This is a genomic window from Marinobacterium rhizophilum DSM 18822, from assembly GCF_000378045.1.
In the GTDB taxonomy this organism is placed as follows: domain Bacteria; phylum Pseudomonadota; class Gammaproteobacteria; order Pseudomonadales; family Balneatricaceae; genus Marinobacterium_A; species Marinobacterium_A rhizophilum.
Genome location: NZ_KB899100.1, coordinates 128,949 through 149,309, shown reverse-complemented (window position 1 = coordinate 149,309; position 20,361 = coordinate 128,949). Strand labels below are relative to the sequence as shown.

Genomic DNA, 20,361 nt, shown 5'->3' with positions numbered 1-20,361 from the left:
GTTACGAACAATAAAATCGAAGATTGAACGGAGCCCGCCGAAAAAGAGTACCAAGCATGGATACCCTGTTGCTGAAAACCTTTCTGGAAGTGAGTCGTACGCGCAATTTCGGCCGGGCGTCGGAAAACCTCTGTGTATCGGCTTCCACTGTCAGTGCCCGTATTCGCCAGCTGGAAGAACATCTGGGGCTGTCGCTTTTTACCCGCCAGCACCACCGGATTGGCCTGACCCCCGCCGGGGAGCGCATGGAGCGTCATGCCCGCTTTATTCTTGGCGCCTGGGAACGCGCCTATGAGGACACGGCGCTGAGCGAACGGCACCAGCGTCGGCTGGTGGTGGCCGGCGTGGCCAGTTTGTGGGATATCTTCCTGCAGGACTGGCTCAACGGTATCTACCGGGATTTTCCGCGGCTGGGACTGCGCGCAGAGGAAAGCACACCGCTGCGCGTGGTGGAAAAACTGGAGCGGGGCATGATCGATGTCGGCTTCATGTATGAGCCTCCGCGTATACAGGGTGTTGCGGTCGAAGAAGTTGCCAGTGTGCCGTTGCTGCTGGTGTCCAATCGAGCCCGGCAGTCGGTTGAGTCGGCCATTGGCGAGGACTATATCCGGGTGGAGTGGGGCACGACCTTTGCGAGCCTGCATGAGGGCCATTTCCCGCAGCGGTTACTGGCAAGGGGGCGGGTCAACAGTGGCCGGCTGGCACTTAACCTGATTCTTGCGTGCGGCGGAGCGGCATATCTGCCGCTGGATAGCGTTAAGCCGCTGCTCACAGAGCAGAAACTGTTTGCCGTAGAGGATGCACCGCAGATCGAAATGAAGGCCTACGCCGCCTATGGATTGCATGGCGAGCATCACAAGCTGGTGGCAGATCTGCTCAAGCGTCTATCCTGAAAAAGGAACTGCACGGGACGCCAGGTAGCGGGGCTTTCCGCAAGACGTAACGCCGGTCTGCTGGCAGGAGAGTGTCATGTCGAATCAGGATGTACTTCAGGATGCCCTGGCGCGTATTCGCGAGCTGGGCGAAGACGCTGGAATCATGCCGGACGTGGTGGAGTCGCTGTTACACCCGGTTGCCACCCTGGAGACAGCGTTACCGGTTCGCATGGACGACGGCTCGATGCGCTATTTCCAGGGTTTTCGCTGCCACTATAACGATGTACTTGGTCCGACCAAGGGGGGGATTCGTTTTCATCCACAGGTAACACGGGCGGAGATTCAGGCGCTTGCACTGTGGATGACCATCAAGTGTGCGGTGCTGGATCTGCCTTTTGGGGGCGCCAAGGGGGGTGTCGTGGTGCAGCCTAAAGAGCTGTCGCCGATGGAACTGGAGCGACTCTCCCGGGCTTACATGCGCTCCATGGCTGATTTTATTGGCCCCGATAGCGATATCCCCGCACCTGATATTTATACGAATTCGATGGTGATGGGCTGGATGGTCGATGAATACGAGGCCATCAAGCGTGTTCGCGCGCCCGCCGTTATTACCGGGAAGCCTATCGCTCTGGGCGGTAGCCGGGGACGTGAGGAGGCGACGGGCCGGGGCGCCTATCTGTGTATTCGGGAAGTTGCCGCCCGGCACAACTGGCAACCTGACAAAATACGCGTGGCGATCCAGGGGTTCGGTATAGCGGCCTATCATGTTGCGCGCTTGCTACAAAAGGATGGCTACAACATTGTTGCCATCAGTGATTCCAAGGGCGGCATCTATTCGGACAAGGGTTTCAATATCGATAGCCTCTGGGAAGAGAAGCAGAACAGCAAACAGGTTCGGGCTGTGTACTGTGAACAGTCAGTATGCGAGCTGGTGGAACATGTTGAGATAAGCAACGATGAGTTGCTGGCGCTGGATGTTGATCTGCTGATACCCGCTGCTATCGAAGGCGTGATCGGTCTGCATAACTGCGACAGCATTCGGGCCAAAACCATTGTCGAGGTCGCCAATGGTCCGGTTCGCTCTGAAGCCGAGGCCAGCCTGGCTGAGCGCGGCTTAACCATCGTTCCCGATGTGCTGGTCAATGCTGGCGGTGTCACCGTCAGCTATTTCGAATGGGTGCAGAATCGCTCCGGCTACCCCTGGAGCCTGGGCCGGGTGCGTGAAGAGCTGGAAGCGCGGATGACCACCGCGGTGCATGAAACGTTTCGCATTGCCGAATCGGAACAGCGAACCTTGCGCAATGCCGCCTATGTGCTGGCATTGCGGCGTATTGGTCAGGCGGTCCAGGCCCACGGCACCAAGGAGTATTTTCAGAATGGTGACGCGCAAAACAGCGCCTGACAGGGAGAACCTGCCCCTGTGTTCGGTTTTGGCTTGTTGCCGGGCTCAAATTGTTGATCCCGGGCTCTGTATCGATGGCCAGTCAGCCGGTGATCTCCAGTTCTCCGTACTTCCAGCGCATCCCCGTCGGGATGGACATGCTTCAGCGTTGAAACCATCAGTAGGCAGGCTGTGCACCGCAGGTGATGGCGTTCCACATGGAACGTCAAACGGTTCGTCCGGCCCCCGAGGGGATTTGGGCCCCGACCTGAATCCGCCACGCACGAGCGATCGCGCTGCGATGAGCGGTTTTGCGGCTGGCCTTCTATAGTTAGGGCGTCATTCGCCTGCAAGGTCACTGCTTATGTCTGCGACCTCTCTGACATCCCAGGACATCTGGACGCTGCTCGTTTACGCGCTGGCTGTGCTGCTCCTTACCGCGACCATGCTTGCCATGTCGCATTTTCTTGGACCGCGCCACCATGACAGGGCGACGGACGAACCTTTTGAATCGGGCATCGTGGCGGTGGGTTCGGCGCGCCTGCGGCTGTCCATTGCCTATTTTGTGGTCGCGATCCTGTTCGTGGTCTTTGATCTGGAAGTGATCTTTCTGTACGCCTGGGCCGTGGCCTTCGATGCCGTGGGGCTGGCCGGTTTCGTCGAGGCGCTGATCTTCATCCTGATTCTGCTGGCCGCGCTGCTGTATCTCTGGCGCGAAGGTGCGCTGGACTGGGGACCGCATCAGCGCAGCCTGAAGGATGAGGAGCACAGTCCATGAGCTGGAATCTGACAAAGGCCGATACCATTGCCACGGACCGTGACCGCGCCTACGAGGACAGGGTTCGCCAGAGCGTGCTGACGGCCAAGTTGGGCGAGGGTGCGCTGGACTGGGGGCCGCATCAGTGCAGCCTGAAGGATGAGGAGTACAGTCCATGAGCTGGAATCTGACAAAGGCCGATACCATTGCCACGGACCGTGACCGCGCCTACGAGGACATGGTTCGCCAGAGCGTGCTGACGGCCAAACTGGAAGAGCTGTTGTCCTGGGGGCGCAAGCACTCGGTATGGCCATTCAACTTCGGCCTATCCTGCTGCTATGTGGAAATGGCGACGGCCTTCACGCCGCGCCACGATATCGCCCGCTTCGGCTCCGAGGTGATTCGGGCTACGCCGCGCCAGGCCGACCTGATGGTGATATCCGGCACGGTGTTTCTGAAAATGGCACCGGTGATACAGCGGCTGTACGAGCAAATGCTGGAACCCCGCTGGGTCATCTCCATGGGATCCTGTGCCAACTCCGGTGGCATGTACGATATCTACAGCGTGGTGCAGGGCGTCGACCGTTTTCTGCCGGTGGATGTGTATGTGCCGGGCTGCCCGCCGCGTCCTGAAGCGCTGCTGCAGGGGCTGATGTTGCTGCAGGATTCGATCGGCAAGGAGCGGCGCCCGCTCAGCTGGGTCGTCGAAGGACACAAGGTTTACCGAGCCCCGCAGGACAGCCAGCGCGACCGTCTCAGGGAACAGCGTCAGCAGGCGACGACCCTGCGCTCACCGGACAGCGTGTGATGGATCAAGCCCATGCCCTCTCAGTCTGAAGATGAAAGCCTGGCCCTGAACGGGGCTGACCGTTCACCCCTGCAGCCGGCTCTGCAAGCCCGGTTCGAAGAGGGCGCCCTGCAGGCGCAGCCCACCGTCGATGGTATCGAGACCCTCTGGGTTGAGCGCGACCAGCTTCGAGCGCTACTGCAGCATCTGCAGCAGAGTCAGGGATTCGAGATGCTGTTCGATCTCACGGCCATTGACGAGCGCCTGCGCGAGCATCGCGACGGCCAGCCGCCGGCGGATTTCACCGTCGTTTACCAGCTGCTCTCGGTCAGCCGCAATCGGGATATTCGGATCAAGGTGGCCCTGTTGCAGCCGGCGCTGTCGCTGCCCAGCATTTGCGATATCTGGCCCAACGCCAACTGGTACGAATGTGAAGTCTGGGACCTGTTCGGCATCCGTTTCGACGGCCACCCGCACCTGCGCCGCATTTTGCTGCCACCCACCTGGGAAGGGCATCCGCTGCGCAAGGACCATTACGCCCGCGCCACCGAGGTGGAGCCCTTCAGCCTGAACGACGCTCGCCAGGATACCGAGCAGGAGGCACTGCGTTTCCGGCCTGAGGACTGGGGCATGCAGCGCCAGAGCGAGGACAGTGACTTCATGTTCCTCAACCTCGGCCCCAACCATCCCAGCGTGCACGGGGTGTTTCGCGTGGCGCTGCAGCTGGATGGCGAGGAAATTGTCCAGGCGGTGCCCGATATCGGCTATCACCACCGTGGCGCCGAAAAAATGGGCGAACGCCAGGCCTGGCACTCTTACGTTCCCTATACCGACCGTATTGATTACCTCGGCGGTGTGATGAACAACCTGCCCTATGTGCTGGCCGTCGAGCAGCTGGCCGGCATTGAAGTACCGCCGCGGGCCCAGGTGATCCGCGTGATGATGGCCGAGCTGTTCCGTATTGCCAGTCACCTGGTGTTCTACGGCACCTTTGCCCAGGACGTAGGCCAGATGTCGCCGGTGTTCTACATGTTTGCCGATCGTGAAAAGCTGTTCGGCATCGTCGAGGCGATCACCGGCGGCCGCATGCACCCGGCCTGGTTTCGCATCGGCGGCGTGGCCCAGGACCTGCCCCGTGGCTGGGACCGAATGATCCGGGAGTTCATCGACTACCTGCCCGGCCGTCTGGCCGAATACGACACCATGGTGCTGGGCAACGGTACGCTGAAACGCCGTACTCAGGGCATCGGCGTCTACAACACGGCCGAGGGCCTGGCCTGGGGCGCCAGCGGACCCGGCCTGCGGGCCACCGGGCTGGACTGGGACCTGCGCAAAAAGCGGCCCTACAGCAGTTACGATCAGTTCGATTTCGAGGTGGTCACTGCCAGTCATGGCGACTGTTACGACCGCTGCCTGGTGCGGGTCGGGGAAATGCGCCAGAGCCTGCGCATCATCCGCCAGTGCCTGGACAACATGCCTGAGGGGCCCTATAAGGCGCAGCATCCGCTGACAACGCCACCGCCCAAAGATCGCACCCTGGCGGATATCGAGACGCTGATCCAGCACTTCGTCAACAGCAGCTGGGGGCCCGTCATCCCGCCCGGTGAGGCGATGGTGACGATCGAGGCGACCAAGGGCTTGAACGCCTACTATCTGGTCAGTGACGGCTCGACCCAGTCGTACCGAACACGCATTCGCACGCCGTCTTTTGCGCAGCTGCAGATGATTCCGTTACTGAGCCGGGGGCTCTTTGTCAGCGATCTGATTGCCATTATTGCCAGTATCGACTTTGTCATGGCCGATGTGGACCGGTGACAAAAGACCCACACTTCTTGCCGAAAAGGAAGGGAGGTTGGACATGGCCGAAATCTTTGCCCGCGACCGGGGCTGGTCGAATAACTATCTGAGCCCGGCCGAGCGCGAGAGTATCGAACGGGAGGCCCAGGCCTATCCGCAGCGCGATGCACTGTGCATCGAGGCATTGCGGATCGTGCAGCAGCACCGTGGCTGGGTGTCCGACGACAGCGTGGCGGCGATTGCCGACTACCTGGGGCTGGGGGCCGCCCAGGTCGATGCGGTGGCGACCTTTTACAACCTGATTTTTCGCCAGCCCGTGGGGCGCCAGGTGATTTACCTGTGCAACAGCGTGACCTGCTGGATGCTGGGCTGCGATGCACTCAGGGCACGGATTAAGGCCGAGCTGGGCATCGACTTTGGCCAGACCAGCGCGGACGGCGAATACACGCTGCTGCCCATCACCTGTCTGGGTGACTGCGACCATGCGCCGGCGCTGATGATCGGTGACCGGCACCACCATGACCTTGACCCCGACAGCCTGATTGCGCTGCTGCAGCCCCCGGCTTCCGGGCAGGACAAGGAGTAGCTGATGGAACGCCCGCTGACCCAGCACCTGAAGCCGGATGGCTCGGCCCTGACCCTGGCGGAATACCGCGACCTGGGTGGATACACGGCATGGAAAACCGCGCTTGACGGGATGGCCCCCGATGAGGTCGTGACGCGGGTCAAGGACGCCAACCTGCGCGGACGGGGCGGGGCAGGTTTTCCCACCGGTGTGAAGTGGAGCCTGGTACCGCGTGGCGAAGGCGCGCCGCATCCCAAATACATGGTCGCCAATGCTGACGAAATGGAGCCCGGTGCCTTCAAGGACAGGTTGCTGCTTGAGCGTCATCCGCACCAGCTGCTTGAGGGCCTTATGCTGGCCGCCTACGCGATCGAAGCCGACGTGGCCTATGTCTTTCTGCGCGGTGAATATGTTGATGCGGCGCGGCGACTGCGCAGCGCGATTGGTGAGGCCTATGCGGCGGGCCTGCTGGGCGAGCATATTCTGGGCAGTGATTACAGCCTGCAGTTACACCTGCACATCAGCGCCGGGCGCTATATCTGCGGCGAGGAAACCGCGCTGATCAATGCGCTGGAAGGCAAGCGTGCGACGCCACGGGCCAAGCCGCCCTTTCCGCAAATCAGCGGTGCCTGGGGCCAGCCGACGGTCGTCAACAACGTCGAGACGCTGTGCAATGTGCCGCACATCATTCGCCACGGCAGCGACTGGCACCAGGGGCTGGGCCTGGGTGAGGAAAGCGGCACCAAGCTGTTTGGCGTCAGCGGCCGAGTGTGCCGGCCCGGCGCCTGGGAATTGCCGATGGGCACGCCGATACGGGAGATCCTTGAAGGCTGTGCCGGTGGCATGCGCGAGGGCTATCAGTTGAAGGGCTTTCTGCCGGGCGGCGGGTCCACCGACTTCCTGCTGCCGGAGCACCTGGATCTGCCGATGACCTACGAGAGTATCGGCAAGGCGGGCAGCCGCATGGGGACCGGCACCCTGATCGTGCTCGACGACCGCACCTGTCCGGTGGGCATGGTGCTGAACCTCGAACGCTTCTTTGCCCAGGAATCCTGTGGCTGGTGCACGCCGTGTCGCGACGGCCTGCCCTGGACCCGCCAGCTGCTGGAGGCGATCGAGTCGGGCCAGGGGCGCCACGAGGACCTGGATACGCTGGCGGAGCACTGCCGTTTCATGGGGCCGGGCAAAACCTTCTGCGCGCTGGCACCGGGCGCCATGGAGCCGCTGCAAAGTGCGCTGAAGCACTTTCGCAGCGATTTCGAACGGCATATCGAAGAGCACAGCTGCCCCTATCGGAGCTCGTTGTCGTAGGAGCCGCGCCCCGCGGCGAATGGTCGGAGGGTGCCGCACCTGTTCGCCGCGAGGCGCGGCTCCTACGAATAGCCAGACCTTTGACTAAGCTTAGGGGCAAGCGCTTTTCGCCACCATTGAGGTCGCCATGAGCCGGATTCTGATCGACGACAGGGAATACGAAGTTAACCCGCAGCACAATCTGCTGCAGGTGATCTTGTCGCTGGGTCTGAATCTGCCTTATTTCTGCTGGCATCCGGCGCTGGGCTCGGTGGGCTCCTGTCGCCAGTGCGCAGTGACCCAGTACATGGACGAAAACGACAGCCGCGGTCGCCTGGTCGTGGCCTGCATGACGCCCATCCAGGACGGCATGCGCATCGGCTTGGACGAGGCCCAGGCCAGCGCCTTTCGCGCCTCGGTGATCGAGGCACTGATGACCAACCACCCGCACGACTGCCCGGTCTGCGAAGAAGGCGGCGAGTGCCATCTGCAGGACATGACCGAAATGAGCGGCCATAACCTGCGTCGCTATCGAGGGTTGAAGCGCACCCACCGCAACCAGTACCTGGGCCCGTTCATCAACCATGAAATGAACCGCTGCATCGCCTGCTACCGCTGTGTCCGGTTTTATCAGGACTATGCCGGTGGCCGGGATCTCAGTGCCCAGGCGTCGCACAATCATGTCTATTTTGGCCGTGAGCAGGATGGTGTGCTCGATAGCCCGTTCAGCGGCAACCTGGTCGAAGTGTGCCCGACCGGCGTCTTTACCGACCGTACTTACAGCCGCCACTACAGCCGCAAATGGGATCTGCAGTGCGCGCCCTCCGTCTGTGCGCACTGTGCGGTGGGCTGCAATACCACACCGGCGCAGCGCTATGACCGTATCCTGCGCATCAGCAACCGTTACCATCATCAGCTCAATGGCTATTTTCTGTGCGACCGGGGCCGCTTTGGCTATGACTACAGCAATGCGCCTGAGCGACTGAGGCAGGGGTATCGGCGCAGCGCAGAGGGCACTGATATCGCCGATGCAAGCGCACTGCTGGACGAACTGCTTGAACGCATTCGGGATCCCGCCCACGCAGTGTTTGCCATCGGCTCGCCGCGCGCCTCGCTTGAGAACAACTTTGCCCTCAGTACCCTGGCTGGGCCGGAGCATTTCTTCGCCGGTATCGCCGCGGGGGAATTGCAGTGTCTGCGGCGCTACCTGAGTCTCGCTGCCCGGCGCGATTCAGGTTATGCGACCTTGCGTGACATTGAACAGGCCGACGCGGCCCTGATCATTGGTGAGGATGTTGCCGCAACATCGCCTCGCCTGGCCCTGTCGCTGCGCCAGCTGGTGCGTAACCGCAGTCTCGCCCGGGCTCGAGAACAGAAAATAGCGCCCTGGCAGGATGCCGCAGTTCGTAACCTGGGCCAGCATACGCGCAGCCCGTTATGGCAACTGGTGCCCTGTGGCACTGCGCTGGACGATATCACCGAGCGGCTGTTTTGCGCACCCGTGGATGAGATCTCCCGCATGGCCCGCGCCCTGGCGCATTACGTTGCCGGCGAAGAGGCGGGCACTGGCTTGACTGCTGCGCAGCTGGCCTGGATTGAGGACGCCGCCGCGATGCTGAGCCAGGCCCGCCAGCCGCTGTTGCTGGCAGGCTGCGGGCTCGCGGCGCCGGACCAGCTCGATGCCCTGGCCGAACTCGAGCAGGCGCTGCGTGACCGCGGGCACGAGCCGCTGCTCTATGTGGGCGCTATGGAAAGCAACAGCGTGGGGCTGGCCGCCTTGGCCCAGCAGGGATTCGATGAGCTCACGGTGGCGCTGGAGCAGGCGCGGGCGCAGGGCAAAGCCTGCAGCCTGGTGATTCTGGAAAACAATCTGCAGCGCCGCCTCGCCCCCGACGCCCTGGCGCGGTTGCGGGGCCTCGCCGAGCACTGGCTGGTGCTGGAGTGCCTTGACACCGACACGGTACAGCGGGCGGATGCCCTGATTCCGGTGCCGACACAGTTTGAACAGCAGGGCACCCTGGTCAATGCCTCAGGTATCGCACAGCGGTTCCAGGCGGTGCAGAGCACCGAGTGTGCGCCGCCCTGGCAGCAGTTGAGCCGCGCGGCCGCCCGGCAGCAGAGCTCGGGCCCGCATGCCCGCTGGGCGCAGCTGGCAGGCTGGCACAACAGTGATGCTGTGCGGCACAGCCTGGCGGCTGCCGTTCCCATATTCGCCGATATTGAGCGGGCCGGCCCTGGCGTCGAGGCGCGTATTCATGGCGCCGGATTCCAGCGCCAAAGCGCTCGCGCCAGCGGCCGTACCGCAATGCATGCATACCGGCAGGTGCGCGAGTTTCCGCCTCCCGCGGATCATGACTCACCGTATCGATTCTCGATGGAGGGCGTGCCGGGCCCAGGGGCCGCGCGGGCAAGCGTCTGGGCGCCCGGTTGGAATTCCGGCCAGGCGCTGAACCGCTTCCAGCAGGAAGCCGGGGGCGACTGGCGTGAAACGGCGGACCTGGTCAGGCTGCATTTCGAGGCGCTCGATCAGCCGCCCGCATCCCCGCTGTCCACACGGGACTCTGCACAGCAGTGGCAATTGATCCCGTGTTACGAGGTGTTTGTCGAGGAGCTGAGTGGCTATGCGCCCGCCGTGGCGGAGCGGGCCGGACCTGCAGTACTCGGTATTGATGCGCAGAGTGCCCGCCGGCTGGAAGTGAACAGCTGGGATAGCCTGGAGCTGCACTACGGCGACTGCAGCCAGACGCTCTATGTGCAGGTGGACCCAAGCCTGCCGGCCGGCAGCCTTGCCATACCGCAACGGCCCGGATTCTGGCTGGCTGGAACCGATCCGTCGCCCGCGTTAAGCCTCAGGCCGGCGCTGCAGCCACTGCCACGCCCGGTGCATCTGATCGCCAGCGATAAGGGAGGCGGTCATGGCTGAGCTGGGTGTAATCGGTCTTCGAGTGCTGTCGCTGCTGGGTCTGCTGGTGGTCTCGGCAGCGCTGCTCACCTGGCTGGAGCGACGCTTGCTGGGCTTGTGGCAGGACCGTTACGGGCCGAACCGCGTTGGGCCTTTTGGCGTGCTTCAGGTCGTCGCGGACATGCTCAAGCTGCTCGGCAAGCACGAATTCGTGCCGCCCTTTGCCGACCGGCCGGTGTTCGTGCTGGCGCCGGCCATTGTCCTGGTCACGGTGCTGCTGAGCTTTGTCATCATTCCGTTCACCCCGGCTTTTCCGCTGGTCGACATGAACGTCGGCCTGCTGTTTTTCCTCGCCATGACCTCGCTGGCCGTCTTCGGCATTCTGCTCGGCGGCTACGCCTCCAATAACAAGTATGCGCTGCTGGGTGCACTGCGCTCGGCCGCCCAGACGCTCAGCTATGAAGTCTTCATGGGATTGTCGCTGCTTGGGGTCGTGTTGCAGGCAGGGTCCTTTAGCCTGGGCCGGATCGTTGAGGCGCAGCAGGAACTCTGGTTCTGTGTGCCACAGTTTCTCGGCATGCTGCTGTTTTTTGTCGCCGGTATCGCCCAAAGCCACCGCTTGCCGTTCGACTTGCCGGAAGCCGAGCACGAACTCACGGCGGGTTTTCATACCGAGTATTCGGGCATGAAGTTCGGCATGTTTTTTCTGGCCGAGTATCTCGGCGTGATTCTGGTGTCGGCGCTCATGACGACGCTGTTTTTTGGCGGCTGGCTGGGCCCGGTGTTGCCCGGCTGGCTCTGGTTTGTGCTGAAAACCACGGCTTTCGTGTTTTTGTTTGTACTGATGCGGGCGGCATTGCCGCGGCCGCGCTATGACCAGCTGATGTGTTTTGGCTGGAAATGCCTGCTGCCGCTGGCGTTGCTCAATCTGACGGTCACCGGCTGGGTATTGCTTTAATAACGACGCCGGCAGACGGGGAGGAGACCACCATGTTCAGTGAGCTTAGATCGCTCTGGAAGGTGCTGCAGCATACGGTGCGGCCGCGTGAAACGGTGCAGTATCCGGAGGAAAAACCCTATCTTGCGCCGCGCTACCGGGGCCGCATCGTGCTGACCCGGGACCCGGACGGTGAGGAGCGCTGCGTTGCCTGCAATCTCTGCGCGGTGGCCTGCCCGGTGGACTGCATCGCCCTGCAAAAGACCGAGGATGCCGAGGGCCGCTGGTATCCCGAGTTCTTTCGCATCAATTTTTCGCGCTGCATCCTCTGTGGCCTCTGTGAAGAGGCCTGCCCGACCCTGGCGATTCAGCTGACGCCGGATTTCGAAATGTGTGAATACGACCGGCAGAGCATGGTGTACGAGAAAGAGGACCTGCTCATCAGCGGCCCGGGGAAGTACCCCGAATACAGCTTCTATCGCGTGGCCGGCAAGGCCATCGGGGGCAAGGACAAGGGGCAGGCGGCCCACGAAGCCGAGCCAATCAACGTAAAAAGCCTGCTGCCATAGGAGTCTGTCGGACTTAACACTAATCTACTGCGGAAAAGCCGATTCTGGTCATTTTTTGTGCTCTTTTTCGTTAAATAGAACCACTATTCGCCTTAAAAGAGCTCAAAAACTGCCTCAAAACGGTCTTTCCCTCGCTACGATCGGCTAAGCCCAACACACTCCTGGGAGGATGGAATGCAACTACTTTTTTATTTGAGTGCACTCATTGCCCTGTTGGCCGCCTGGCGTGTGATTCGTGGCGTCAACGCGGTGCATGCGCTGCTGTACCTGATCGTTACACTGCTGGCCATTGCGCTGATGTTCTTCATGCTCGGCGCGCCCTTTGCCGCGGCACTGGAAGTCATTATCTATGCCGGTGCCATCATGGTGCTGATGGTGTTCGTGATCATGATGCTCAACCAGGGCGACAGTGCCGTCGGGCAGGAACGGGCCTGGCTCTCGGGCCGGATATGGCGGGGACCAGCGCTGCTGTGTGCCGTACTGCTGGCACAGCTGGGCTATCTGCTGCTGCCGGCAGCCTTGGCCAGCGGGGATGCGGCGGCTGTCGATGCGGTGGCGGTGGGGCGCGCGCTCTATGGTCCCTACATGCTGCTGGTGGAGCTGGCATCCATGCTCTTGCTGGCGGCGCTCGTCGGTGCCTGGCACCTGACCCGCGCCCTGAAGCATCGACCACGGGAGGAGGGATAAATGGAGAGCCCAGGGCTGGTGATTCCCGTCGAGCATGGCCTGCTCTTTGCCGCCGTGCTGTTTTGCATCGGGCTGGCCGGGGTGCTGACCAGGCGCAACCTGCTTTTTGTGCTCATGTCGCTTGAGCTGATGCTTAACGCGGTGGCCTTTGTATTCGTGCTGGCGGGGGCTGTACACGGCAATGCCGATGGTCAGGTGATGTTTGTCCTGATCCTGACGCTGGCCGCCGCCGAGGTGGCCATTGCCCTGGCGCTGGTGGTGCAGCTTTATCGACGCCGTCGCAGCCTTGATATCGACAGCCTTGACGGCATGCGAGGGTAACGATGATGCGTCTGAGCGGGACAGCAAGACGAATGCGGCCAGCGCTGAACATGCCACTGTTTCGGGATTGTGAACAGTGTGGAATCGATAGTGCCGGTACCAACCGCCTGGACAGGATGAGGAGGTAGCATGACCGCATGGATGGGCTGGATACCTGCGTTGCCGCTGTTCAGCAGCCTGGTGCTGCTATTGCTGGGCGGACGCATGAGCGCGCGTCTGGTGACCCTGCTGGGCGTTGGGTCGGTGCTCGGTGCGGCACTGTTGTCTGCTTTGCTGATTGCAGGTTTCGTGTCGGCAGGAAGCACTGCCGTGTCGGTCATGCTGCAGCCCTGGTTCAGCAGTGCGGGACTGACGATCGCTTTCGGATTCTATTTCGATGGCCTCAGTGCGGTCATGATCGGTGTGATTACGGGTGTCGGCTCGCTGATTCACCTGTATTCCGCCGCGTACATGGCCGGCGATGAGGGCTATGCCCGCTTCTTCGGGTATCTCAACCTCTTTGTGGGCGCCATGCTGCTGCTGGTGCTGGCGGACGATTTCCTGCTGCTGTATCTCGGCTGGGAAGGCGTGGGGCTTTGCAGCTTTCTGCTGATCGGCTTCTGGTACCGGGAACCGGCCAATGGCTATGCCGCGCGCAAGGCATTTGTCGTGACACGGATCGGGGATATCGCCCTGGCGGCGGCCCTGCTGATCATGATCCAGCAGTTCGGTACCCTGCATATCCAGACGGTGATTGAGCGTGCACAGCTGGAGTGGGTCGCAACGGACTGGCCATTCTGGGTGGCGTTGCTGCTGCTGGGCGGGGCGGTGGGCAAGTCCGCGCAGCTGCCGCTGCAGACCTGGCTGCCCGATGCCATGGCCGGTCCTACGCCGGTCAGCGCACTGATCCATGCCGCGACCATGGTGACCGCCGGCGTCTATCTGATCGCCAGGACCCAGGGCATCTTCCTGCTGGCGCCCCGGATTATGGAGCTGGTGGCGCTGGTCGGGGCCCTGACGCTGTTTCTGGCCGCCTGCAGTGCGCTGGTGCAGCATGACCTGAAGCGGGTGCTGGCCTATTCCACCATCAGCCAGATTGGCTACATGTTTTTTGCCCTGGGTGCAGGCGCCTTTTCGGCGGCGATCTTCCACCTGATGACCCATGCCTTCTTCAAGGCGCTGCTGTTCCTGGCCGCGGGCCAGGTGATCCTGAGCCTGCACCACGAACAGGACCTGCGCCGCATGGGCGGATTGCTGCACCGGCTGCCTTTCAGTGCGCTCTGTTTTGCCATCGGCTGCGCCGCGCTGGCTGCACTGCCGCTGACATCCGGCTTTTACAGCAAGGATGCGATCCTGCTGCAGGCCTATGGGCTGCACGGGGGCAGTCTGGCCTGGTGGCTGGCGCTGACTGGTGCCGGGATCACGGCGCTCTACAGCCTGCGGCTGTTCCTGAAACTGTTTTTCGGCGAGGTGGTCACCGAGCCCCGCCCCGATATGCGGCCGACGCTGGTAGTTCCGCTGGCGCTGCTCTGTCTGCTGGCACTCCTGGGTGCGCTGATTCCGCAACCGCTGGGGGCGGTCTTTGCACCGCTGGCTGCGACCGAGGTGCCGGCGGCGGTGCATGGTGCCATCCTGATCATGCCCTGGCTGGGGCTGGTAACAGGCGCGCTGCTGTGGCGTTATGGCCGGGGCTTGCGACAGCGCTGGAACGACAGTGCACTGGCGCGTGGCTGGCGTGCCGGCTGGGGCTTCGATGCCCTCTATGATGGCCTGCTGGTGCGGCCGCTGTTGTTGCTGGCGCGCCTTAACCGCAAGGATCTGGCCGATCAGCCGGTGCAGTTCGTGGCCTGGCTCAGCGGCTGCGCTCACGCCTGGCTCTCGATCACCCAGAACGGGCGTTTGCGCCGCTACGCTGCCGGTATTGCCATGGGGGCGGTACTGGTGCTGATGGTGGTGACGCTATGAGCCTGGTGCTGCTGATTCTGATCCCGCTGCTGGGGGCCGTGCTGGTCTGGCTGGCAGAGCGCTGGCGCTGCGGTCTCGCGCGTGGCTTGAGTCTTGTCGTACTGGGTCTCGAGGCCCTGCTGCTTTGGCAGGTGCCCCATGAAGCACCGGCGGGCGGGCTCTGGTGGCTGCAGTTCCAGACTGAGTGGCTGCCGGTGCTGGGTATCAGCTGGCATTTCGCCCTGGATGGCCTCAGTGCGCTGTTGCTGTGGCTGACGCTGTTTATCGGCGCCGTATCGGTGCTGGCATCATGGCGTGATATCGATCAGCGGGTCGGCTTTTTTTATTGCAACCTGCTGTTGTCGGTCGCCGGAATCATCGGTGTTTTCCTGGCACTGGACCTGTTTTTGTTCTTTGTGTTCTGGGAGCTGATGCTCATTCCCATGGTGTTGCTGATTGCCATCTGGGGCCATGAAAACCGTCACTATGCCGCCACCAAGTTTTTCATTTTCACTCAGGCCAGCAGTCTGCTGATGCTGGTGGCGATCCTTGGCCTGGTGTTTGTGCATTACGGGCAGACCGGTGTCATGAGCTTTGACTATGGTGATCTTTTACGTCTGCAGCTGGCACCGCTACCGGCGTTCTGGCTGATGCTGGGATTCTTTATCGCTTTTGCGGTCAAGCTGCCCATGGTGGCACTGCATACCTGGCTGCCGGATGCCCATACCGAAGCGCCGACGGCGGGCAGTGTCTTGCTGGCCGCGATCCTGCTGAAGACCGGCGCCTACGGCCTGCTGCGCTTTACGCTGCCGCTGTTCCCCGACGCCAGCGCCGAGTTTGCGCCGCTGGCCATGGGGCTCGGTGCCCTGGGCGTGTTGTACGGCGCCAAACTGGCGTTTGCCCAGCACGACATGAAGCGGCTGGTGGCCTATACCAGCGTCAGTCATATGGGGTTCGTGCTGCTGGGAATCTACGCGCTGAATGATCTGGCGCTGCAGGGTGCCGTGATGCAGATGCTGGCACATGGCCTGAGCACGGCGGCGCTGTTTATCATCGTCGGCATGGTATACGCGCGCTGGCATACCCGTGATCTGCGTGAGCTGGGCGGGCTCTGGTCGCTGCTGCCACGGCTGTCGGGCTTTACCCTGCTGTTTGCGCTGGCGTCCCTGGGGCTGCCGGGCCTGGCGAATTTCGTGGCCGAGTTCCTGATCCTGGCCGGTGCCTTTCAGCGTGACTGGCCGATTACGCTGGTGGCACTGTTTGGGTTGGTGGGGGCTGCGCTCTATGCCCTGTTGCTGGTGCAGCGCAGTCTGTGGGGGGCTGCGGCACCGCAGGCAAAAACGCATGACTGTTCGGCCCGTGAATGGGGCATTCTGGCGAGTCTGGCGTTGTTGCTGCTGGTGTTTGGTCTGCATCCGCAGCCTGTGCTGGATATGGTGCAGCGACCGGTCGCGACGATTCTGGCTGAGCGTGTGATGCCGAATACGGGCGGGACTGATCAGGTAGTGCAACGGGAATCGAGGGAGCAACTGCCATGACCCTGCTCGAGTTGCGGGCGCTGTTGCCGTTGCTGCTGGTGGCGCTGACCATCGTGGTGACCATGCTGCTGGCAGGGTTCTGCCGGCAGCGCCGCCTGCTGTTCTGGGTCTATCAGTTGGGCCTGCTGGCGGCGCTGCTGTCGCTGGGTGGCAATCTGGATCTCCAGGCCTCTGGGGTTGAGGTCACGCCGCTGTTGCGTATTGATGCTTTTTTCGGCTTTTTTGCCGCGCTTTTCATCCTGGTGGCCATGTGTGTCGGCTTGATGGCGGCACAGTATTTCGGGCGGCGCGAGCATCTGGCGGTGCCGGTGGAGGAGTGTTACGTGCTGCTTGCCCTGTGCCTGCTGGGGGCGCTGGTACTGGCCTCGGCACAGCATCTGGCGGCGCTGTTTATCGGTCTGGAGCTGATGAGTGTGGCCAGTTTTGCGCTGGTGGCCTATCCCTGTGGTGCAGCGCCGGGCTCGGACCGGCTGCAGCTGCCGAGCCTTGAGGCCGGGCTGAAATACCTTGTGCTGTCGTCGGTGGCGTCGGCCTTTTTGCTGTTTGGCATGGCCTGTCTGTATCTGCAATCGGGTACGCTGGCATTTACCCGTTTGTCGCTTCCTGTGGACATTCCGGCGGCTGGCCTGCTGCCCTTGGCGGGGCTGGCGTTGCTGCTGATCGGTGTCGCCTTCAAGCTGGCGCTGGTACCTTTTCATATGTGGACTCCCGATGTGTACCAGGGGGCGCCGACACCCTTCACGGCTCTGATCGCGACGCTATCCAAGGGGGCGCTGGTGGCGGTGCTGCTGCGCTATCTGTTGATGAGTGATGCGCTGCAGAGCGAACAGATTGCCGCGGTGTTAAGGGTGCTGGCGATGCTGTCCATCCTGGTGGGCAACCTGCTGGCCCTGCGTCAGGATGACATGAAACGCCTGCTGGCCTATTCCTCGATTGCCCATCTGGGGTATTTGCTGGTGGTGTTCCTGGCCACGGGGCAGGCCGACTCCAGCGAGTTCGCGCTGCAGGCGGGCGCCTTCTATCTGCTGGCTTACAGCCTCACCACTCTGGCGGCATTTGCGATGATTGGCACCCTGTCCGGCGGCGTCGGCGAATCCCGGGATTATCGGCTGCAGCGCTATAGCGGGCTGTGCTGGCGCGAACCCGTTCTGGGTGGCTGTTTTATGTTGATTTTGCTGTCGCTGGCGGGCATTCCGCTCACGGTCGGCTTTATTGGCAAGTTCTACATTCTTGCTGCCGGTGCCCAGGCCGGGCTCTGGTGGCTGCTCGTGGTCGTGGTGCTGGGCAGTGCCCTGGGCCTCTACTATTATCTGCGCATCATTCTGGTCCTGCTGCAGCAGGATGAGTCTGTTCGTGGCCTGCGTTATCACAGCGGACGCTGGCTGATATACGGTCTGACGTTACTGCTGGTATTGCTGGGTATCTATCCATTGCCGGTGATGCAGTGGTTACCGCTGTTCTAGACAAAACTGCTTATAGTTAAGGTGATGCTTTGCACTGCACCGGACTATTTTGGGGGGAGTACATCATGAAAAATTTCGAGACCGTGGGAGACCTGGTCAAGAATGCCATCAACATGCACCAGGAAGCAGCGGGACTGTACCGGGAACTTGAACAGCGTAGCGGGGATGCCAGGGCCAGGCTCTTGCTGGACTACATGATCAAGCATGAGCAGCAGATGGAAACCAGCTTGAAGGAGCGGCTTCGCTCCGGTACGCCGGGCGTGCTGGCCACCTATATTCAGTACACCTTGGAGGATGCCCCCAAAGCGTTCGTCGCGGCGCTCGCGAAAGAGTACCCAAATCCAAATGCCGATCAGGTGTGTGAGATTGGCCTGCGCATCGATGAGTATTTGGTGGACTTGTTTGAGGGGGCATGCAAGGAGATCGAGGCCGCCAATGCCAACGAATACCTCACAGATCTCATGCAGCTGGAAGCGCTGGAGCGCCGGAAATTTACCCAGACACTCAACTCGCTGCATGATATCTAGCCTGACTTGTGCCTGCCAGGGCGCAGCTGGGCTGTAGTCCCGTCAGGCAGATGGGCAGCAAAGCATTGCGCTGAGACTGCGCCACCGGTGCGCGGTCGCGCTGCGCTGACTGTAATCCGGCTCGGGCCAGCGGCGTCGCGGTGCCGCGTCCGCCCAATTGCGCAAGCCTGCATATTTCACCGATGTTTCCCGGCGCGCTGCCTGTACCGCGCCTGCGCCGCCGTCTATCGTTCGCCTCTCGCCTCTCGCCTCTCGCCTCTCGCCTCTCGCCTCTCGCCTCTCGCCTCTCGCCTCTGGGTCAGCTCGTGTCGTATGTAATACACTGATAGCTAAAGAAAAAAGCAAGTATTAAAAAAATCGATACTACCCTATTGGCCGCTTTTAACCTGTTTAGGTACTACAGACCCGACGGGGCTAGAGTAACTGGCGTACCCGTCTTGCCGGGACAGCCTGCGGGCTGTTTTGCGCGACACCTACAATAACAACACGTCGACCCGGTTGCCGGGATCGCAGAGGGTTTTTTCGATGACAGAGATGACAACCACCTCGGTGGGGTATGAGTCTGTTTCCAGCGACTACCTCGACAAACGCCAGCTTAAACAGGGCGCCGCCGGCTGGATTCTGCTGGCGAGCCTGGGGGTTTCCTACGTGATCTCCGGCGACTTTGCCGGCTGGAACTTCGGCCTGGGGCAGGGGGGCTTTGGCGGCATGCTGATCGCCACCATCCTGATGGCCCTGATGTACAGCTGCAAGGTGCTGGCGCTGGCCGAACTGTCGGCCTCACTGCCCACCGCCGGCGGCGGCTACAGCTTTGCCCGCCGGGCGCTGGGACCCTGGGGCGGCTACCTGACCGGCACCGCCATCCTGCTGGAATACGCCATAGCGCCGGCCGCTATCGCGATCTTTATCGGCGGCTATGTGAATGAGCTGTTCGGACTCGACGGCCCGCTGGTGTATGCGGCCTTCTATGCGCTCTTTATCGGCATTCATCTGTGGGGCGCCGGCGAAGCACTGAAAATCATGATGGTCATTACCGGCCTTGCCGTTGCCGCCATTCTGGTGTTCATCGTCGGCACCCTGCCGTATTTCAGCGTAGATAACCTGTTTGATGTCAGCATCAATACCGCCGCGACCGGCGCGAGCAGCTTCCTGCCGCAGGGCTACATGGGTATCTGGGCGGCGCTGCCGTTTGCCATGTGGCTGTTCCTGGCGGTGGAAGGCGTGCCGCTGGCGGCGGAGGAATGCAAGGACCCTGCCCGGGACATGCCCCGCGGCATCATTACGGCCATGGCCGTGCTGCTGGTGTTTGGCATCCTGGTGCTGTTTCTGGCGCCGGGTGTAGCCGGCGCCGATCTGATGAAGGATCACGGTGCTCCGCTGGTGGGCGCACTGCAGGCGGTTTACGGCGAAGATTCCAGCGCCGCCACCTTCGTCAACGTGGTGGGGCTTTTCGGCCTGATCGCATCCTTCTTTTCCATTATCTATGCTTATTCACGTCAGGTGTTTGCACTGTCCCGTGCCGGCTATCTGCCGCGCTGGCTGTCGGTGACCGGCAAGAAGAAGGTGCCGACCATGGCGCTGGTGGTACCGGGCCTGATCGGTTTCGGACTGTCGCTGACCGGCGAGGGGGACCTGATGATCACCATGGCGGTGTTTGGCGCGACCATTTCCTATGCCCTGATGACCCTGTCGCACATGATTCTGCGTCGTAAGGAGCCCGATCTGGAGCGCCCCTACAAAACGCCGGGTGGCGCAGTGACCTCCGGCATCGCCTTCGTGCTCTCTATTGCGGCCTTTGCGTCCACCTTCCTGGTGAGCACGGAAGCGGCCATCTGGAGTGGCGTCTTCTATGCGGTGATGGTGGCCTACTTTGCCTTCTACAGCCGCCACCGTCTGGTGGCCCGGGCGCCGGAGGAAGAGTTCGAAGCCATCGCACGGGCCGAATCCGAATTGAGCTGAGCGAAACCGCCGCGCGGGCCGCAAGGGCCCGCGGGCACGACAATAAAAACCGGGGGCCGATGCGGTCGGCCTTCCCCGAGGAC

Annotated in this window: 18 protein-coding genes; all 18 read left to right on the top strand. The window is 62.0% G+C overall.

The genetic code is table 11. The annotated features are described in order from the left end of the window. Positions 1-56 precede the first annotated feature (56 nt). On the top strand, positions 57-893 hold the full coding sequence (locus tag F451_RS0114200) for a LysR family transcriptional regulator (RefSeq protein WP_020682048.1): 837 nt from the start codon (positions 57-59) through the stop codon (positions 891-893). Between the two features lie 211 nt (positions 894-1,104). Continuing rightward, the gene (locus F451_RS0114195; RefSeq protein WP_420835277.1) at positions 1,105-2,277 is read left to right on the top strand and encodes a Glu/Leu/Phe/Val family dehydrogenase; all 1,173 of its coding nucleotides are present in this window, start codon (positions 1,105-1,107) and stop codon (positions 2,275-2,277) included. Positions 2,278-2,620: 343 nt separating this feature from the next. Then, on the top strand, positions 2,621-3,034 hold the full coding sequence (locus tag F451_RS0114190) for an NADH-quinone oxidoreductase subunit A (RefSeq protein ID WP_020682046.1): 414 nt from the start codon (positions 2,621-2,623) through the stop codon (positions 3,032-3,034). Further along, positions 3,031-3,192: a hypothetical protein gene (locus tag F451_RS27785; protein ID WP_020682045.1), complete on the top strand. Its 162-nt coding sequence runs from the start codon at positions 3,031-3,033 to the stop codon at positions 3,190-3,192. The genes F451_RS0114190 and F451_RS27785 overlap by 4 nt, the downstream gene beginning before the upstream one ends. A 59-nt stretch (positions 3,193-3,251) precedes the next feature. Further along, positions 3,252-3,821, top strand: coding sequence for an NADH-quinone oxidoreductase subunit B (locus F451_RS0114180; RefSeq protein WP_240476485.1), 570 nt, complete (start codon positions 3,252-3,254; stop codon positions 3,819-3,821). Between the two features lie 12 nt (positions 3,822-3,833). Next, on the top strand, positions 3,834-5,615 hold the full coding sequence (gene nuoC, locus F451_RS0114175) for an NADH-quinone oxidoreductase subunit C/D (protein WP_020682043.1): 1,782 nt from the start codon (positions 3,834-3,836) through the stop codon (positions 5,613-5,615). 43 nt (positions 5,616-5,658) lie between these two features. Further along, positions 5,659-6,183 (top strand): NADH-quinone oxidoreductase subunit NuoE, encoded by a 525-nt coding sequence (nuoE, locus tag F451_RS0114170; RefSeq protein WP_020682042.1) that lies wholly within the window; start codon positions 5,659-5,661, stop codon positions 6,181-6,183. 3 nt (positions 6,184-6,186) lie between these two features. Further along, positions 6,187-7,473, top strand: a complete 1,287-nt coding sequence (nuoF, locus tag F451_RS0114165) for an NADH-quinone oxidoreductase subunit NuoF (protein ID WP_020682041.1) — start codon at positions 6,187-6,189, stop codon at positions 7,471-7,473. 127 nt (positions 7,474-7,600) lie between these two features. Next, positions 7,601-10,375: an NADH-quinone oxidoreductase subunit NuoG gene (gene nuoG, locus F451_RS25605; protein WP_020682040.1), complete on the top strand. Its 2,775-nt coding sequence runs from the start codon at positions 7,601-7,603 to the stop codon at positions 10,373-10,375. Further along, positions 10,368-11,312 (top strand): NADH-quinone oxidoreductase subunit NuoH, encoded by a 945-nt coding sequence (gene nuoH / locus F451_RS0114155; RefSeq protein ID WP_020682039.1) that lies wholly within the window; start codon positions 10,368-10,370, stop codon positions 11,310-11,312. The genes nuoG and nuoH overlap by 8 nt, the downstream gene beginning before the upstream one ends. A gap of 32 nt (positions 11,313-11,344) precedes the next feature. After that, on the top strand, positions 11,345-11,860 hold the full coding sequence (gene nuoI, locus F451_RS0114150; RefSeq protein ID WP_020682038.1) for an NADH-quinone oxidoreductase subunit NuoI: 516 nt from the start codon (positions 11,345-11,347) through the stop codon (positions 11,858-11,860). 174 nt (positions 11,861-12,034) lie between these two features. Next, positions 12,035-12,547, top strand: a complete 513-nt coding sequence (gene nuoJ / locus F451_RS0114145) for an NADH-quinone oxidoreductase subunit J (protein WP_020682037.1) — start codon at positions 12,035-12,037, stop codon at positions 12,545-12,547. Next, positions 12,548-12,868 carry an NADH-quinone oxidoreductase subunit NuoK gene (gene nuoK, locus F451_RS0114140; protein WP_020682036.1) on the top strand — a complete coding sequence of 107 codons (321 nt, stop codon included), beginning with the start codon at positions 12,548-12,550 and terminating at the stop codon, positions 12,866-12,868. Between the two features lie 129 nt (positions 12,869-12,997). Then, positions 12,998-14,812: an NADH-quinone oxidoreductase subunit L gene (gene nuoL, locus F451_RS0114135; RefSeq protein WP_026291773.1), complete on the top strand. Its 1,815-nt coding sequence runs from the start codon at positions 12,998-13,000 to the stop codon at positions 14,810-14,812. Then, positions 14,809-16,329, top strand: a complete 1,521-nt coding sequence (locus F451_RS0114130; protein WP_020682034.1) for a complex I subunit 4 family protein — start codon at positions 14,809-14,811, stop codon at positions 16,327-16,329. Before nuoL ends, F451_RS0114130 begins: the two co-directional genes overlap by 4 nt. Then, positions 16,326-17,792 carry an NADH-quinone oxidoreductase subunit N gene (locus F451_RS0114125; protein WP_020682033.1) on the top strand — a complete coding sequence of 489 codons (1,467 nt, stop codon included), beginning with the start codon at positions 16,326-16,328 and terminating at the stop codon, positions 17,790-17,792. Before F451_RS0114130 ends, F451_RS0114125 begins: the two co-directional genes overlap by 4 nt. Positions 17,793-17,857: 65 nt before the next feature. Then, positions 17,858-18,319 (top strand): hypothetical protein, encoded by a 462-nt coding sequence (locus tag F451_RS0114120; protein WP_020682032.1) that lies wholly within the window; start codon positions 17,858-17,860, stop codon positions 18,317-18,319. 525 nt (positions 18,320-18,844) lie between these two features. Then, positions 18,845-20,278 carry an ethanolamine permease gene (gene eat / locus F451_RS0114115; RefSeq protein ID WP_020682031.1) on the top strand — a complete coding sequence of 478 codons (1,434 nt, stop codon included), beginning with the start codon at positions 18,845-18,847 and terminating at the stop codon, positions 20,276-20,278. Positions 20,279-20,361: the final 83 nt, after the last annotated feature.

Bases quoted from the DNA above. Each gene is read 5' to 3' on its own strand.
- F451_RS0114200 (WP_020682048.1), top strand. From the start codon at position 57: ATGGATACCCTGTTGCTGAAAACCTTTCTGGAAGTGAGTCGTACGCGC.
- F451_RS0114195 (WP_420835277.1), top strand. From the start codon at position 1,105: ATGGACGACGGCTCGATGCGCTATTTCCAGGGTTTTCGCTGCCACTAT.
- F451_RS0114190 (WP_020682046.1), top strand. From the start codon at position 2,621: ATGTCTGCGACCTCTCTGACATCCCAGGACATCTGGACGCTGCTCGTT.
- F451_RS27785 (WP_020682045.1), top strand. From the start codon at position 3,031: ATGAGCTGGAATCTGACAAAGGCCGATACCATTGCCACGGACCGTGAC.
- F451_RS0114180 (WP_240476485.1), top strand. From the start codon at position 3,252: ATGGTTCGCCAGAGCGTGCTGACGGCCAAACTGGAAGAGCTGTTGTCC.
- nuoC (WP_020682043.1), top strand. From the start codon at position 3,834: ATGCCCTCTCAGTCTGAAGATGAAAGCCTGGCCCTGAACGGGGCTGAC.
- nuoE (WP_020682042.1), top strand. From the start codon at position 5,659: ATGGCCGAAATCTTTGCCCGCGACCGGGGCTGGTCGAATAACTATCTG.
- nuoF (WP_020682041.1), top strand. From the start codon at position 6,187: ATGGAACGCCCGCTGACCCAGCACCTGAAGCCGGATGGCTCGGCCCTG.
- nuoG (WP_020682040.1), top strand. From the start codon at position 7,601: ATGAGCCGGATTCTGATCGACGACAGGGAATACGAAGTTAACCCGCAG.
- nuoH (WP_020682039.1), top strand. From the start codon at position 10,368: ATGGCTGAGCTGGGTGTAATCGGTCTTCGAGTGCTGTCGCTGCTGGGT.
- nuoI (WP_020682038.1), top strand. From the start codon at position 11,345: ATGTTCAGTGAGCTTAGATCGCTCTGGAAGGTGCTGCAGCATACGGTG.
- nuoJ (WP_020682037.1), top strand. From the start codon at position 12,035: ATGCAACTACTTTTTTATTTGAGTGCACTCATTGCCCTGTTGGCCGCC.
- nuoK (WP_020682036.1), top strand. From the start codon at position 12,548: ATGGAGAGCCCAGGGCTGGTGATTCCCGTCGAGCATGGCCTGCTCTTT.
- nuoL (WP_026291773.1), top strand. From the start codon at position 12,998: ATGACCGCATGGATGGGCTGGATACCTGCGTTGCCGCTGTTCAGCAGC.
- F451_RS0114130 (WP_020682034.1), top strand. From the start codon at position 14,809: ATGAGCCTGGTGCTGCTGATTCTGATCCCGCTGCTGGGGGCCGTGCTG.
- F451_RS0114125 (WP_020682033.1), top strand. From the start codon at position 16,326: ATGACCCTGCTCGAGTTGCGGGCGCTGTTGCCGTTGCTGCTGGTGGCG.
- F451_RS0114120 (WP_020682032.1), top strand. From the start codon at position 17,858: ATGAAAAATTTCGAGACCGTGGGAGACCTGGTCAAGAATGCCATCAAC.
- eat (WP_020682031.1), top strand. From the start codon at position 18,845: ATGACAGAGATGACAACCACCTCGGTGGGGTATGAGTCTGTTTCCAGC.